The sequence below is a fragment of the Humisphaera borealis genome (assembly GCF_015169395.1).
GTDB classification, from domain to species: Bacteria; Planctomycetota; Phycisphaerae; order Tepidisphaerales; family Tepidisphaeraceae; genus Humisphaera; species Humisphaera borealis.
This window is the reverse complement of record NZ_CP063458.1, coordinates 6050513-6065772: the sequence shown is the minus strand read 5'-3', so window position 1 is coordinate 6065772 and position 15260 is coordinate 6050513. Positions and strand designations below refer to the sequence as shown.

At 64.2% G+C, this 15260-nt stretch carries 11 protein-coding genes and 1 tRNA gene; 6 read left to right on the top strand and 6 right to left on the bottom strand.

The features are described 5' to 3' along the window. Positions 1-29 precede the first annotated feature (29 nt). Both IPV69_RS22860 and IPV69_RS22855 read right to left on the bottom strand, forming a co-directional pair. Complete coding sequence (locus IPV69_RS22860; RefSeq protein ID WP_206292044.1) at positions 30-650, bottom strand: hypothetical protein; 621 nt, start codon at positions 648-650, stop codon at positions 30-32. Positions 651-904: 254 nt separating this feature from the next. Then, positions 905-1453, bottom strand: coding sequence for a SprT-like domain-containing protein (locus IPV69_RS22855; protein ID WP_206292043.1), 549 nt, complete (start codon positions 1451-1453; stop codon positions 905-907). A 515-nt stretch (positions 1454-1968) separates the two neighbouring features. On the opposite strand from IPV69_RS22855, the gene IPV69_RS22850 reads away from it, so the two are divergent. Beyond that, a complete protein-coding gene (locus tag IPV69_RS22850) occupies positions 1969-3291 on the top strand; it encodes a polysaccharide lyase 6 family protein (RefSeq protein WP_206292042.1) in 1323 nt (440 codons plus the stop codon). Positions 3292-3324: 33 nt separating this feature from the next. On the opposite strand, the gene IPV69_RS22845 is transcribed toward IPV69_RS22850, so the two are convergent. Both IPV69_RS22845 and IPV69_RS22840 read right to left on the bottom strand, forming a co-directional pair. Further along, a complete protein-coding gene (locus tag IPV69_RS22845; RefSeq protein WP_206292041.1) occupies positions 3325-4515 on the bottom strand; it encodes a hypothetical protein in 1191 nt (396 codons plus the stop codon). Between the two features lie 903 nt (positions 4516-5418). Beyond that, entirely contained in the window at positions 5419-8691 is a 3273-nt protein-coding gene (locus tag IPV69_RS22840; protein WP_206292040.1) for an SdrD B-like domain-containing protein, read from the bottom strand. Between the two features lie 458 nt (positions 8692-9149). On the opposite strand from IPV69_RS22840, the gene IPV69_RS22835 reads away from it, so the two are divergent. Beyond that, positions 9150-10298 carry an AraC family transcriptional regulator gene (locus IPV69_RS22835; RefSeq protein ID WP_206292039.1) on the top strand — a complete coding sequence of 383 codons (1149 nt, stop codon included), beginning with the start codon at positions 9150-9152 and terminating at the stop codon, positions 10296-10298. Between the two features lie 137 nt (positions 10299-10435). Here IPV69_RS22835 and IPV69_RS22830 read toward each other — a convergent pair. Continuing rightward, a tRNA-Phe gene (locus tag IPV69_RS22830) sits at positions 10436-10508 on the bottom strand. Positions 10509-10886: 378 nt separating this feature from the next. On the opposite strand from IPV69_RS22830, the gene IPV69_RS22825 reads away from it, so the two are divergent. From IPV69_RS22825 to IPV69_RS22815, 3 genes are all read left to right on the top strand, one after another. After that, positions 10887-11477: a hypothetical protein gene (locus IPV69_RS22825; protein ID WP_206292038.1), complete on the top strand. Its 591-nt coding sequence runs from the start codon at positions 10887-10889 to the stop codon at positions 11475-11477. Between the two features lie 38 nt (positions 11478-11515). Then, a complete protein-coding gene (locus IPV69_RS22820) occupies positions 11516-12040 on the top strand; it encodes a GNAT family N-acetyltransferase (protein WP_206292037.1) in 525 nt (174 codons plus the stop codon). 96 nt (positions 12041-12136) lie between these two features. After that, positions 12137-13012, top strand: coding sequence for an NAD-dependent epimerase/dehydratase family protein (locus IPV69_RS22815; protein ID WP_206292036.1), 876 nt, complete (start codon positions 12137-12139; stop codon positions 13010-13012). Between the two features lie 231 nt (positions 13013-13243). On the opposite strand, the gene IPV69_RS22810 is transcribed toward IPV69_RS22815, so the two are convergent. Next, positions 13244-13630 carry a 6-pyruvoyl trahydropterin synthase family protein gene (locus IPV69_RS22810; protein ID WP_206292035.1) on the bottom strand — a complete coding sequence of 129 codons (387 nt, stop codon included), beginning with the start codon at positions 13628-13630 and terminating at the stop codon, positions 13244-13246. Between the two features lie 150 nt (positions 13631-13780). On the opposite strand from IPV69_RS22810, the gene eno reads away from it, so the two are divergent. Beyond that, complete coding sequence (gene eno / locus IPV69_RS22805) at positions 13781-15097, top strand: phosphopyruvate hydratase (protein ID WP_206292034.1); 1317 nt, start codon at positions 13781-13783, stop codon at positions 15095-15097. The last annotated feature ends 163 nt before the right edge of the window (positions 15098-15260 follow it).

The following is a 15260-nucleotide window of genomic DNA, read 5'->3' as shown; positions in this document are numbered from 1 at the left end:
GTTCGAAAATCCATCGCCTGAAGGAAGGCTTACTTCTCGGGGGCCGGAGCCGGGGCCGGGGCGGGGCCGGCTTCCATCATCGCGGCGATCATCTTGGTGCCGAGCGCCTGCTGGGCTTCCATCGCGTCCTTGAACTTGCCGCTCTTGATCTCGGCGGTGACTTCCGTCGCGGCCTTAGCCATCGCGGGGGCCATCTTCACGACCTGGTCCATGCCGTCCTTGGGGAGCGACGCGAGGTCGACGAACCACTTGCCGTCCTTCTTGACCAGCTTCATCGGGTTCTTTTCTTCCTTGGTCTTGTTGATGATGGTGGCGGTGTCGCCTTCTTCCTTGACTTCGGACTTCTCGAGCTCGGCGGCGATGTCCATGTCCTTGGCGCTGGCCGAGATCGGGTTGTCCTTGCCGTACTTCTCAGCAGCGGCGTCGGACAGCTTCTTCATCGCGCTGACCATCGTGCCAAGCGCATCGACAACCTTGAAGTCCGCGTCGCTGCCGACCGCGGTCGCCTTGATGCCCTTGCTGTCGCCGCCGATCAGCGCGTTACCGAACGCCAACGCCGCGCCCTTGGGGGTCGACTGATCGGCCTTGGCCGAGCCGACCATCGCGCAGACCATCACCGCCACAAAACCAAATCGCGTAACCTTCAACATGGGAGATCCTCGAGACCCCGACCTTACCGGCGAATCGGTTCGGGCAGGAATGAATGGAATGGCCGCGCCCTTCGGGCACCGATCGCCAAGCGTGACACAATCTACCCGGCGTTTTCGCACTACGCCACGTCCGGAAACAACTGGCTCACAGATTCTTACCGGCGGTGTTCACCCGCACGGCGGCCGGTCGCCGGATACCGCGGATGTAGACACCCGGCTCCGACAAAGGATTGCCTGAAGTCCGTTTAGGCCGATCAAGGCCAATTCTGCGGCTGCGGTAATTGCAGCTGTGGCGTCCGGTCCGGCACGACTTCGACAAGCCTTGACCCACGCTGGAACGGCTCCACGCGGAACGCCCTTCCGGTCGCCTTGTGGTGGTAAATCAGTTTTCCTCCGCACTTGCCGCACACGTAACGGTTCGCGACCAGGCGTCTGCGGTCCACCCACCAGGCGCAGGGGCCGCACCCGTATCGGTAGGCGGCCGGTCGCCGGGGCGGGGAGGTCACTTCCGTGTCGCCGTAGCACCGCTGAGGCCGCGCACCGAGCCGCACACACGCCGCCCGCCACTTGCTTCCGTGCCCGTCTCCGGGCGTCAGCGCGTGGGCGATCTCGTGAAGGATGGTATCGGTGATCTGCGGTTCCTGGTTGAGCAGTGTCAGCGGGCGCGACAGCGAGATCACCTTCGCCCGGTACTTGCAGCAGCCGAACCGCCGCCGGGCGTTGTCGAACTCGAATCGCCAGTCGTGAAGCCCGTGACGGGCCATGAGATTGAGCGCCAGGTGTCGTGCGTCGAGTGGGTTCATGTCGCGTCCGTGCGAAGGGCCGCGGGCATGTTAACACGTCCGGCCCTGGAGTGCCGTCCGAACCGGGTCGCTGAAACAGGGTGAGCGTGGAACGACGCGCCGTGCGGAGAAAATGGACGAAGCGGAGAAATGCGCCGAAGCAGAGAAACGGCCCGAAGTGGAGAAACAAAGTGCCCCCGGTGTGGGGTGCCACCGGGGGCCGGGGGTGCATCTCCCGCGAGGGAAAGGGGGAGGAAACCTCGCGGAAGCGCTCAAAGCTGTTGGCACCACGGATACCAGACTTCACGTGGTGCTCGTGGAAACATCTAATCAAATGCTCAAACGCGATGCAAGGGAAACCTGAGGCCGCGCCAACATTTTCTTGGAGCGAAGGTATGGGCTCCGCGATCCGCCCGATCCACTCCTCATCTCGCATGTTCAATATTGATTCCATGCTTCGCGAGGGGTCGAATCGCCTACATCGGCTGACGCAAGACCCCCTCCCGGCCGCGGCGATTGCGGTAGGATCGGCAGCCATGCTTACCCGAATCGTGCCAGCGTTCATGCTGCTCCTCTCCTGCGGCTGGTGTGCCGCCGCCGAGCTGCCCGTCGCCGATGTCGATGCCCTCAACGACGCCGTCAAATCCGCCCGGCCCGGCGACACGATCGTCCTCCGCGCCGGCGAATGGAAAGACGCTGACCTCCTGCTACGCGGCACCGGCGAAGCGGGGAAACCCATCACCCTTCGCGCTGCCGAACCCGGCAAGGTTCGCCTGACCGGCACGTCCCGCCTCCGCATCGCCGGCGAACACCTCGTCGTCGAAGGCCTCTGGTTTGACAACTGCCGACCCGTCAAGTCGGACATCATCCTGTTCCGCGCCGATTCCAAACGCCTGGCCAGCCATTGCGTCCTCCGAAACTGCGCCATCACCGAGACGACCCCAACCAAAGACTCCCCATCCAAAGACTCGCCAACCAAAGACTCAACCGACCGCAAATGGCTCTCGATCTACGGCTCGGCCAACTGCGTCGAGCGGTGTTCCTTCCAAGGCAAGTCCAGCGCCGGCACGCTGCTGGTCGTCTGGCTCCCCGCGACGGAAGGCCAGCCCCCCCGCCACCAGATCACCAACAACTACTTCGGCCCGCGTCCGCGCCTCGGCAAGAACGGCGGCGAGATCATCCGCATCGGCGTCAGCGAAACCTCCATGCAGAAGGCCGAGTGCCTCGTCGAAGGCAACCTCTTCGAAAAGTGCGACGGCGAAGTCGAGTGCATCTCCAACAAGTCCTGCGGCAACATCTACCGCGGCAATACCTTCATCGAATGCCAGGGCACCCTCACCCTTCGCCACGGCAACGGCTGTCTCGTCGAGAACAACGTCTTCCTCGGAAACGGCCGGACCGGCACCGGCGGCATCCGCGTGATCGGCGAAGACCACCGCGTCGTTGGCAACCACCTCGAACGCCTCGGGGGCGACGAGGCCCGCGCGGCGATCTGCCTTCAGAACGGCATCGACAGCTCTCCCGCCAGCGGCTACTTCCAGGTCAAGGGGGCCACGATCGAAGGCAACACGATCGTGGACTGCAAACAGAGCATCGCGCTCGGCTACGCCGACAAGGACGTCAAAGCGCCGCTCCCGCCGATCGACTGCGTGTTCAAGCGCAACACCGTCTGGGCGGGCAAGCGCGCGGTCATCACCCGTTTTGACCCCGCCGCAAAACCCACCTGGCAGGACAACCGCCTCTGGGGCGGCGACCTGGGCATTCCGCCGGAACCCGGCCTGGCGCTCGCCGAGTTCCCCAAGCCCCCCGCCATTCAACCCCCCGACCGCAAAAACCTCGGCACCACCTGGACCCCGTAGGGGCACACGGCGTGTGCCCGTTCGGCCTGCACCTCATCGCGCCGGGTGCTTCTCGTGCAACCGAAGCCAGTAGTCCTTCCAGTACTTGTCGTAGTAGTCCTGGGCGGCCTGGTCGATGTGATCCAACTTCTTGACCGTCGGCGCGGTCGCCGGGTCGTAGCCGCTCAGGTGGTCCTTCCCGGCTCGTTCGCGCGGCGACACAAACCGCCAGCCGGTATCGCCCAGGACTTCTTCACACAGCTTGGCGAGCATCGGGTCATACTGCTTCAGCTGTGCCCGGGTGTGGATCTGATTGTGGTCGTGATCCATCGTCCGGTTGGTATCGAACCAGCTCTGAAACCCCTCGGCCCAGTACTCGGCCCGGCTTGTCAGCCCGTAACAGTTCTTCGGGCCGCCAAACACAATGACGACCTTGTCCTTCGCGGTCACCTGCACGGCCGAATCGACCGGCTTGCCGTTGACCAGGATGTCCCCGCCGTCCAGGCACGCCTTGAGAAACTCGCGGGTCTTGGTCGGGAACGCAGCGACCAGCGCATCGAGCAGCAGCACCGGCGTTTCGCTGGTCACCCGGCGGAACTTCTGGGCGGCGTACCCGTCGCGGTAGAGCCCGGTCTTCTTGGCGTTCTCGTACGCCGCGGTCAGCTTCTCCTTCAATGACGGATCGAAGCCGGCCCCGTCCACGACATGACCGAACTCGTGGACCAGGATGCTCTCGATCTGCATGCCGCCTTCGTATTCCATCACATCCTCCTCCGCGAAAACGACGGTCGGATGACCGTTAACGCCCATGTTGAGAAAGCCGCGCTGCCGCCAGTTGTAGAAGTCGAGTTCCTTGCCCTTCTTGTCGCTGGCGAACTGTGGAAGGTCGGACGTCAACTCCTTGTGACCGATGATGAGACAGAGCACTTTCCGGTCGCGCACCCGCTGGGCGATCGCGGGGTTGACCTGTTTCATCATCTGGCTGAACAGATAAGCCGCCTCCAGGAGCGTGTAATCCGACACCTTGTCCGACGACGCGATCAGGACATTCTCGACCAGGGTCGATTTCTTGTAGAACGAGCGGTCCAGGGCATAGTCGCGCGCCTGCTCGTCCGACACCGGCAAGATATGCCGGACAGGATCGTCCGGCTTCTTCACCTCCGCGGCCGACAACGACGAAGTAAAAAGGGCAAGCGATGCGAGCATCGCCCAGCCAGCCAGTCCGATACGGGAGTGAAGTGCCATTGTCGGACAGTTTTACCGCCGCGCGACCCGCCTGGCACCACCCGACTGAAACCGTCTTACGGACACCAACCCGTAGGGGCACACGGCGTGTGACCCCCGCCGAACGAACCCGATCCGTAGGGGCACACGGCGTGTGCCCGCCACCGTGTGCCCACCAACGTCTTCCCGCCCGGCCGAACGAACCCGGCGCCGGCGGCGAAGATCGAACATCGAACGCCCAACATCGAACACCGAATCGAAACGCAAGGGCAATGGCCGAACGAACCCAAGGCGACGCCGCCGAACGAACCCAAGACCGCCCCTCGCGACCGCTGTCCGTGACACGGCTTTCCAAGCCGTGCGAGAGCCGTCACACGCCGACGACCGCTCATCCTCCACCGACGCCTTTACGCCAAACGAACCCAGCGCAACCCCGCCGAACGAACCCAAGCCCACCGCCCGCCCGCTCCGCGACGGCTCTTCCCGTAGGACCGCCGAGCTCCAACTCGGCTCTGTCCCGCCAATCGCTCTACGGAACCCACGTCTCTATGCGATCAAACCGCCCCAGGTTGGACTCCAACCGGGCCGGTTCGCGGCGACGATATTGTTAGGGCATTGTACGATGCGCGATAGAGCGTGTCCAGTGAAGAATCCGGCCGCTTCCTCTCGCGTGCTCGGACAGATTTCCTCGCTTATCTGACCCAGCCGTGGGTTACTCGCCGCTTGGGTCGCGGATAGCCGAAGGGACCGTTTTTCGCGGAGGCGACGATGAACCCTGACTACAGCGCGACCAGGGGTAACGGCGGACCGTTACCCCGGGCCCGTCTTTCGCAATCGATGCCTTGGCCAGGCTAGGTTGAACGTGCTTCATCCGGCCCGCGCGGCTCGGACGATCGGCCTTCACGACGAACCCGGCGCGATCGTTCAGTGAACGGTCGCCTGCAGGAAGTTCCGGCTGGTCAGCAGCGAGCCGCTGCTGACGTTAATGGCATACACCGTCGGACCGCTGGCGGTGTAGCCGGCGGCGGTGGTTGCTTTCACGATGTACTTGCCCGCCGTCAGGCTACCGAAGGAGTACGTGCCATTGGCGGCGCTGACGGTCGACTTGCTTGACGCGCCGTCGGCAGCGTCGATCAAGCCGTTGCCATTGACGTCGCGGTAGAGCTTGACGGTAACGCCGCCGAAGGCCGAAGGCAGCACATCGGGGCAGTCGCAGATGTCTTGCGTCACTTTGCCGGCGACACTGCCTAGCTTGAAGTTGCCGAAGGTTCCGCCGGCAATGGTTCCGCCGGCGAGCGCGACGACAATCGCGCCCGGGTTGGCTGTCGTGCGAATCCAGCCGGTGGGAGCCACCTCGCGCACGCTGTACGTCCCGGCGGCGACGTTAACGAACGCGTAGCCGCCGCTGGCATCGGTCAGCGTGGTGATTTCTCCGGTGTCCTTGAGATTGTTCCCGTTGGCGTCGAGATACAGGGTGACGCCGCTGAGGCCGGCCTCCCCGCTCTGGCGGATGCCGTCGCCGTTGTAGTCATTGAACTTGATGCCGCTGACCTGCCGGACTGCAACCGGCTTATTGCCAAACCTGACCGAGAGGATGCTCGCGCCGCTGGTCATCAGGATGGCGGCCGGGTTCGCGGTGGTCTGCGTCCAGCCGTTGGGCTTGACCTCACGAATGGAGTAGCGGCCGGGGCCGACGTTGGCGAAGGAGAACGTGCCGTTGCCATCCGACTTGGTGTAGCGTTCGCCGGTATTCAGTGCACCATTGAGATTGGAATCGATGAAGATCGTGACGCCGGCGAGCCCTGGTTCGCCGCTGTCGCGGATGGCGTTTCCGTTGGTGTCCTGGAACTTGGTTCCGCCGATCGTTCCGAGCTGGAAGTCGCCGAAGATCCCGCCGACCACGGTGCCGGTCGCGGTGACGTTGACCGCTGCAGGGTTGGCAGTGGTTTGCACCCATCCCGCTGGGACCGCTTCGCGAACTTTGTAGGTGCCGGGCGTGACATTCGTGAAGCCGTAGGCTCCGGTGGCATCGGTGAGGGTGCTCAGTTCGCCGTTGTCGCGCTGGCCGTTACCGTTAACGTCAAGGTACAGGGTAACGCTGGCGACGCCGGGTTCGCCGGCCTGGCGGATGCCGTCGCCGTTGGTGTCCTGGAACTTGGCTCCGCTGATCTGTTTGACCGCAGTCAGCCGATTGCCGAACCGGATGGACGTCACATTGGCCCCGCTGGTCATGACGATCGGGCTGGGGTTGGCGGTGGTCTGCGTCCAGCCGCTGGGGACGACTTCGCGGATTCGGAAAGTGCCCGGGCCGACATTGCTGAAGGCGAAGGTGCCGTCGGCGTCGGTCGTGGTGTTGCGTTCGCCGCTGTCGAGGGTGTTGTTGCCGTTGGCGTCGATGTAGATGGTGAAGCGGGCCAGGGCGGGGTCTGCGGAATCGCGAATGCCGTTCCCGTTGGTGTCCTGAAACTTGATGCCGATGAGGCATCCGAGTTGAAAGTTGCCGAAGTTACCGCCGCTGACGACGTTGCCGGCCACCGTGACAGCGCCCGGATTGGTCGTGGTCTGAACCCAGCCGGCCGGCACCTGTTCGCGAACCACGTAGCTGCCGGGTGCGACATTGGTGAAGACGTAGGTCCCGTTGGCGTCGGTGATTACGCACGGGTCGCAGTCGTTGTAAGCGCCGTTGCCATCGGTATCGATGTACAGGGCAACGCCCGGAAGGCCCGGCTCGCCGGTCTGGCGGATGCCGTCGCCGTCGGAATCGCGGAACTTGATGCCGGTGATCTGCCCGGGAACGGCGGGCGGTACCGGTGGAACGGTGGGCGGGACCGGGGTGTTGCCGAAGTCAATCCCGGGCACCGATCCGCCGCTGATGGTGGTGATCGGCGCGGGGTTGGTGGTGGTCTGCGTGGTGTCGGTGGGGGCGACTTCGCGCACGGTAATCGGGCCGGGTCCGACGCCGGTCAATGTGTAGGTGCCGCCGGGGCCGCTGGTGGTGCTGGACTCTCCGCCGTCGAGTGCGTTGTTGCCGTTGGTATCAATGTAGACGGTGACGCCGGGTGTGCCCGCGTCGCCGGCGTCCTGGGTGCCGTCGCCGTCGACGTCATCGAAGGTGGTTCCGCCGATCTGGCCGAGACGGAAGTTGCCGAAGTCGCCGCCGGGGGCGTCGCTGCGGTTCGGAACGGTTACGGCAGCCGGGTTGACGGTGGTTCGAATGGAGCCCGGCGGGACGACCTCGCGAACGGAGTAGGCGCCGGGGACGACATCGTCGAAGTGGTAGGCGCCGCCGGCGATCGTGGTGGTGCTGGCTTCGCCGCTGCTCAGCAGGTTGTCGCCGTTGCTGTCGAGGAAGATGGTCACGCCGGTGACCCCCGGCTCGCCGGGCTGCCGGATGCCGTCGCCGTTGGTGTCGTCGAACTTAACACCGGAGATGGTCCCGCACTGGTCGGGCGAGATCGTGTTGTTGTCGAGCGTGACCGAACCGTTGAGGGCCAGCGCATTGCCCTGGACAATCGAGGCACCGGTCACAAGCGTGATGCTGGTGAGCGCGATGATGGACCCGTAGAACTCCGTGGTCGAGCCGAGCGTCGCAGAACTTCCGACCTGCCAGTAGACGTCATCAAAGCAGGGAGGCGCGTTGATGACGTTCACTTTCGATGCCGACGCGGTGGTGAGGGTGCTGCCAATCTGGAAAACGAACTTGGCGTTGGCGTTGTTCTGGGCATCCAGTGTGATAGTCCCGGTGAGCTGCGCCGACGACGAGAAGGTGTATACGCCGGACACCAGGGTCATGCCGCCCAGATCCTGCCCGGTCAGCGTGGCGGTGGTGGCGAGGCCGGCGAGATTGTTGTACGCGGTCAAGGCGTCGGCCTCGGCCTGTGCGGCGACGGCGTCGGTGGTGTGGATCGTCCCCGGAGCGTTGACAATGCCCGGCGGGAAGCCCGTGATCGCGTTGCCCGGCGACACGCCCAGATCTCCCTGGAGAACGGTCGGCCCAGTGTTGGTCACCGACGCGCCGGCCAGGGCGGCGAAGGATTCGGCCGTTCCCAGGACCGCGGCCGCCGAGAGGAGACGTCGGTCTTCGAGCCGTTCCACCTGCTCTCGAGCCACCCGGCGGATGAGCCTGCTGGGTTTCCTGGCGGGAAGAACGCGTGATCGACATTGATAAATCGCCGCGGCTGCACTGAGGAAGGACATGGTGTTACTCCGGAATTACTTGGATATGCCGAGGTCGCACGACAACAGCTTCAAGGACTTGATTGCATGCCGTTTGGTCGAAGCGAACCACCCATCTGCAGGCATACATTTGCCGAAACTTTTCCTCTGACGTCGCTTCGTGTGGCGAATCGCACCAAAATACTGACGATGGATTGCGGAGTTTTGTGGCGATCAAGAGGTACAGGCAGATGTGTCACGCCCCTGGGACCCTCTGTTGCCGTGGCCGGTGTTCGTTCAACTCGAGACAAAGTTGTCGCGTGTGGTGCTACCTGACGGAAGGTCACGGAACGCAAGCGCCCCGAGCATCCAATGGTGTGTTGGAGATCAGGCACTTCACAATGCTTGCGGCCCGGTACCGCGATTCGCGGACGGCGACTTCCATCTGACCCCTTTTGTTCGCCACGCTCGGCGTCAAGGGGATGAACGGGACACCAGTTATGGCAGAATCGCCCAAGCGGGTCGGGATCGTGGTCTCGCCGACGAATATCTTCTGCCGACAGGTCGTGCATAGTGTTGCGGCGGTGGGAGCGAAAGCTGGCTGGGAATGGCTTCTCGCGCCGACCGAAGGACTGCCACTGCTGACCGACCCCGACTCGACCCTGGATGGTGTGATCGGACATCTGGAGGGCGTTCCGTCGAGCGACCTGCTGTTCGGACCGAATGTGCCCGTCGTGGATTTCTCCAGTTCCAGCGTCGAATCGGAGACGCGCCGTGTAACAAGTGATGACATGGCCGTCGGGCGACTGGCCGCCGCGTACTTGTTATCGCTGGGTCTCACGCACTACGGGTACCTGGGTTGGCGAGGCCGTGACGACTCCAGCCTGCGTGAGCAGGGATTCCTCCAAACCCTCGTCGCGGCGGGTTTCCCCTGCGAATCGTTCCTATGGCCCGCTGTAGGGAATGCCACAGAGCAGGCGCAGGAGCCGAGTGCCGAACTCGTCCGTTGGGTGAGCAGACTGAAGAAGCCGGTGGGAGTGTTTGCCACCAACGACCGTCGCGCGGTGCAGATGCTCGCCGCCTGCCGGAAGCTGGGAATTGCCGTGCCCGAGTCGGTTGCGATTCTGGGCGTGGAGAACGACGAGATGTTCTGCGAACTGGCCAACCCTTCAATTTCCAGCATCGCACTTTCGACACAGCGGATTGGATACGAAGCGGCCCGCATGCTCGAACGGATGATGCGAACCCGACAGCAGAAAGAAACCAGGCTCCTTATCCCGCCCGCGGGCGTGGTGCCAAGGGCATCCACCCGGCGTACCCCGATCATCGATCCCGACGTCGCGGCGGCCGTTCGCTACATCGCGATGCACGTGCAGGACAACATTCAGGTCGCCGACGTCCTCCACGAGGTGCTTGTGTCGCGGAGGTCGCTCGATCAGAGGTTTCTCAAGGCCCTGGGTCGAACGCCGGCGCAGGAGATTTCCCGGGCGCAGCTGGAGGTCGCCAAACAGGCGCTGTCCCAGACCGGCGGGTCGATGGACGTCGTCGCCGCGATGGCAGGGTTCAAGAACGCAAAGCAGTTGGGCGCGACATTTCGCAGCAGCACAGGAATGACGCCAACCGCCTACCGGCAGCAAAGCCGGATCTGACAAGCCCGTCGCCCCGCGTCGGTGACGCGGCCTGCCGGCGACCGTGGACCGGGTGCCCCGAGAACTGTCCGATTCAACGAAGAACCCCCGGCTAAAAACCGGGGGTTGTTCGCGGACTTGCGGGACGGTGTCCCAAGTGGGCAGAGCCGGGATCGAACCGGCGACACATGGATTTTCAATCCATTGCTCTACCAGCTGAGCTATCTGCCCTCAACCGGGTCGGAGAGTATATCCCGGAATGAACCGGATGCAACTGCGGCGATCGGGACATTCGGACAGTGGCCCAACATCTCCCGGCAACGCATCCTGACCGGCTTCGCGCCCACATCGGCCGCTAACCCGGAAAATACAGGCCCGCGACGGAGGACACTGAGAACACGGAGGAATCGCGGAGACCTTGCCCGAATGTGATTGGCGCAACCTGCAAGTCGAATGAATAGCTCAAGTCGTTCATAAGTCTCTTCTCCTTGTTCCTCTCCGTGAACTCTGTGTCCTCCGTGGTGAATAATCCGAGCTAGCTGGGAATGTCCCGGTTCTACCCAGAAACGGGGCCTGCGGTTAACTTTCGGGTCGAACGGACGACCGACCATGGCAGACATCCCTTTAACTTCGACTTCGGCCGCGCTGCTGTCCCCGGCGGCGGTCGCGGTGCTTCGGGCCGACGCGGCCGTTGCGTACCAGCGGTTGGTCGTTCGCGGCGGTGGATCGGCCGAGGGCAAAAAACTGCTGTCGGCGATGACGGCCGGGGATGTGCTGGCCCGCCCTGCCGGCCGGCCGGAAGTCGCCGGGGCACTGCTCGCCGGGCTGTGGTTGTGGCACGACTGGCTGGACGAATCGCACACGCTGTCGCAGTCGATTGAGTCGAGCACGGGTTCGTTCTGGCACGCGATCATGCACCGCCGCGAGGGAGATTTCTCCAACGCCAAGTACTGGTATGCCCGGTGTGGCGGGCATCCGGCGCATGCGCGATTTCGGGCGGCGGTGGCGGGTTTGCCGTCGTCGCCGGAGAACGCCGAGCTCAGCCGGCTGCTGGGCGGCGGGCGGGACGGGTATGCTCTGGTCGATCTGGCCGAAGAGGCCGAGGATCTGCCCGCCGATGCGCCGCTCCGCTCGGCGGTTGTCCGGCTCCAACGGATGGAGTGGGCGGCGCTGTTCGAGGAGACGCTGCGGCGGGCCTGAGGGTCGGTCGCGGCTATCGCCTATACGTGAGGACTCGCATGAACATGGAAACGAACAGGCTCGTGCTGCGGCCGAGCCTTCCGGTCAACCTGCTGGCGCTGATGGAGAGCGAAGAGCGATACGCCAAGGTCTCGGGCCTGCGGGCTGCCGAGGGCCTGCGCGACTTCTTCGTCTCGGAGGATGTTTCGCAATCGTACGTGGATCAGTTGCGGGAATCGGACGGGGCCGACCCGTGGCAGTACGGGTTTGCGATCATCCTGCGTGACTCGAACGAGGCGATCGGCAGCGTGGGGTTCAAGGGCCCGCCGGATGCGAATGGCACGGTCGAGATCGCTTACGGCATCGTGCCGGTTCACCAGGGTCAGGGCTACGCCGGCGAGGCCGCCGAGGCGGCGATTGGTTTCGCGTTCGCCAACCCCAAGGTGCGGGTGATCCGGGCCCACACGATGCCCGAGCACAACGCCTCGACCAGCATCCTGGCCAAGTGCGGCTTCACGCAGATCGGGGAGATCGTCGATCCCGAGGACGGCCTGGTGTGGCGGTGGGAGCGACGGCGGGCGTAGACGAGCGTTCGCGGGTGCCGACGGCTTCATGATGAACTCCGTGGTGAATTATTCGGGTTCGCGCTCGGCGGAGCCGGCGGTACTGGTGGACGCACCATGTCGCAGTCTTTCACGCTCCATTCCCAACCGTTTCCCCCTGGCTCTGCCGACCGCCTGTCCGTGCTGGTGACCGGCTCAGCCGGCAACATCGGTCGGGCGTTCTGCGAGCACGGCACGTCGACGTACGCCCTGCGGCTGATGATTCGGCCGGGCAAGCGCGACGAACTCGGCCCGAAGCACGCCGCGTTGGGCGAGGTGGTCGAGGCCGATCTGAGCGACCTGCCGCGACTGAAGGACGCCTGCCGGGGCATCGATACGGTGATCCATCTCGCCGGCGACCCGAGCCCCAACGCGACCTGGGACAGCCTGCTGCCGGCGAACATCGTCGGCACGTACAACGTGATGGCGGCGGCGAAGTCGGCGGGCGTTCGGCTGGTGATTTACGCATCGAGCATTCATGCGGTCGGTGGGTTCGGACCGACCCGGCAATCCCACACCGCCGAGCCGCCAAACCCCGGCGATCTGTATGGCGTCAGCAAGTGTTTCGGCGAAGCGCTCGGCCGGTACCTGGCTGAGCAGGAAGGGATGTCGGTGATCGCGCTGCGGATCGGCGCGTTCCAGCCGGCGAGCGCTCTGGAGAACAAAGACGCCGCGAATATCGCCGACAGTTGGATCAGCCCGCGCGACATGAACCAGATGCTCGACCGATGCATCGCGGCGAGGCACGTTCGCTGGGGCGTGTTCAATGTGCTGAGCAACAACGCGTTCAACCGGCTCGACATCAGCGACGCCCGGGAGATCCTGGGCTACGCGCCGGTGGACGATGCGTTCACGATCGTTCCGGGTCTGGCGGCGTACGACTTTGCCGGCAAGCTGATGAAGCACGATCTGACGGACGGGTTCGCGAAGTCTGGCATGAGGCAGGATGTGTGAGCCCTCCGAGGCCGTGCCCCCGCCACCACTGTCATCCTGAGGTACTCCGAAGGACCTTGTAGAACTGGAGTCACGGATCAGGCGTCGGAATGCACTCCATCGCTGAAAGGCGTTCGAAAGTTTTCCCGGCTGGGACACCAGGTCCTTCGGGGTACCTCAGGATGACAATGAGACGATGGGCGCAGTTCGACACCACTGCACCTTTGACCGCCACCAATGCACATTCAACAATCAAAGCTCGAAGAGCGCCGAGTTCTCATCCGTCTCCCACACTTCGACCGACAGCAGCGTCACGCCTGATGGCAGCTTGAGCGATCGGCCGATGTGGAACGCCACGTTTTCCGCGGTCGGGTTGAGCTCGGTCGTGAACGGCGGGCACTCGTTGAGGTGCCGGTTGTGCCACGGGACGACGAGCTGGTCGATCAGGTGTTCGAGTTCGTGAAAGTCCATCACGACGCCGATCGCGTCGAGTTTGTCGGCCGACACGCGGACCTGCACGCGCCAGTTGTGACCGTGGACGGGCTCCATCGAGCCGTCGTAAAGCTTGAGGGCGTGGGCGGCGCAGAACTTGCGGACGGAGGCGATCTGGAAGGGCATGACGTCACGTTGGAGTCGCATCGATCGAAAGTCAAATGGTTAGCCGCGAGCGATGGATGTCGCACAGCAATCCGACCCCTGCGAAACGACTCGCGATCCGTGTATCCTCTCCACGCAGTCACGTTTTCCCTCGGCGGGCAGTGCCCGCCCTACCTGAAGCCGTCGCAAACCATGCCCATCATCGAACGCATCGTCGCCCGAGAGATCCTCGACAGCCGTGGCCGACCGACGGTCGCCGTCACCTGTGGTTTGCGTGGCGGCGCGGTCGCCTCGGCATCGGTGCCGTCGGGCGCTTCCACCGGAGCGGCCGAGGCGCTGGAACTTCGCGACGGCGACCCGGCACGATATCGCGGGCTCGGCTGTCGAAAAGCGGTCGCGAACGTCGACGGTCCGATCGCGAAGGCCATCCTCGGCCAAATGCTGCCCGATCAGATCTCACTGGATACGCTGCTGATCGACCTCGACGGAACGCCCAACAAGTCGAAACTGGGTGCCAATGCGATCCTGGCGGTTTCGCTGGCATTCGCGCGGGCGTGTGCGGCCGAGCGGAAGGTGCCGCTCTACCAGCACTTTGCCGACATGATCGGCCAGCCGCTGCGAACGCTGCCGAGGCCGACGATCAACCTCTTCTCCGGCGGCAAACACGCCGGCGGGCAGATGCCGATCCAGGACATCCTGCTCGTGCCGACGGCGGCGACGATCGACCAGTGCCTGGCCGACACGTTCGCGGTCTTTTACGCTGCTGCGGACCTGACGTCGTCGCGATATCAGACCCGCCCCCTGCGGGCGGATGAAGGCGGACTCGCCCCGCCGTTCGCATCGATCGACGATGCGCTGACGGACGCGGTCGAGTCGATCCGCCGGGCGAAGCTGGAGCCGGGGAAGGATGTCGGCATCGCGCTGGACGTGGCGTCGAGCCATTTCTTTGATCACGGTTTTTACAACGTCGGCGTGGCGGACCCGAGAACACCGCAGGGCGCGGGGGCACACGGCGGTGTGCCCGCGGCCCAGCCGGTCGACAGCCTTGGCATGATCGAGATCGTCCGCGCATGGGTGCGGAAGTTCCCCATCGTGAGCGTTGAAGACGCATTGGCGGAGGAAGACTGGGGCCATTGGCCGGCGCTGAAAGACGCGATCGGCAAATCGTCGCTCGTGCTCGGCGACGACTTTCTCTGCACCAATCCCAGGCGCATTCGCATGGCGACCGACGGCGGATGCTGCTCGGCCTTGCTGCTGAAGGTGAACCAGATCGGCACCCTCACCGAAGCCGCCGAGGCCCGCCGATTGGCGAAAGACGCCGGCTGGATGGTGACCGTCTCGGCCCGTTCCGGCGAGACCGAAGACAACTGGCTCGCCGACCTCGCCGTCGCGTGGGGAGACCAGATCAAGATCGGGTCGATCACGCAGTCGGAGCGGCTCGCGAAGTACAACCGGCTTCTGGAGATCGAAGCCGAGACGGGGTTGCCGGTGGTGAAGTGGCCGGGGTGAGCCCACCATGGAAAAGGTGTCATAGTGGGGCAGACATTATTGTCTGCCGCGGGCTCGCGACCCCGGCATTCTTGCCGGGTTGAGCGGGACCGTAACTGGACGGCGATTGGCAGTTGTTTCGCATGACCTCGACCGGGCAGGAATGCCCGGCACTCGGTCATGC

What these genes read in the sequence shown, in the direction of transcription:
- IPV69_RS22835 (WP_206292039.1), top strand. Translation starts at nt 9,150, where the DNA reads ATGGCAGAATCGCCCAAGCGGGTCGGGATCGTGGTCTCGCCGACGAAT.
- IPV69_RS22850 (WP_206292042.1), top strand. Translation starts at nt 1,969, where the DNA reads ATGCTTACCCGAATCGTGCCAGCGTTCATGCTGCTCCTCTCCTGCGGC.
- IPV69_RS22840 (WP_206292040.1), bottom strand. Translation starts at nt 8,691, where the DNA reads ATGTCCTTCCTCAGTGCAGCCGCGGCGATTTATCAATGTCGATCACGC.
- IPV69_RS22860 (WP_206292044.1), bottom strand. Translation starts at nt 650, where the DNA reads ATGTTGAAGGTTACGCGATTTGGTTTTGTGGCGGTGATGGTCTGCGCG.
- IPV69_RS22820 (WP_206292037.1), top strand. Translation starts at nt 11,516, where the DNA reads ATGAACATGGAAACGAACAGGCTCGTGCTGCGGCCGAGCCTTCCGGTC.
- IPV69_RS22855 (WP_206292043.1), bottom strand. Translation starts at nt 1,453, where the DNA reads ATGAACCCACTCGACGCACGACACCTGGCGCTCAATCTCATGGCCCGT.
- IPV69_RS22825 (WP_206292038.1), top strand. Translation starts at nt 10,887, where the DNA reads ATGGCAGACATCCCTTTAACTTCGACTTCGGCCGCGCTGCTGTCCCCG.
- IPV69_RS22845 (WP_206292041.1), bottom strand. Translation starts at nt 4,515, where the DNA reads ATGGCACTTCACTCCCGTATCGGACTGGCTGGCTGGGCGATGCTCGCA.
- IPV69_RS22815 (WP_206292036.1), top strand. Translation starts at nt 12,137, where the DNA reads ATGTCGCAGTCTTTCACGCTCCATTCCCAACCGTTTCCCCCTGGCTCT.
- IPV69_RS22810 (WP_206292035.1), bottom strand. Translation starts at nt 13,630, where the DNA reads ATGCGACTCCAACGTGACGTCATGCCCTTCCAGATCGCCTCCGTCCGC.
- eno (WP_206292034.1), top strand. Translation starts at nt 13,781, where the DNA reads ATGCCCATCATCGAACGCATCGTCGCCCGAGAGATCCTCGACAGCCGT.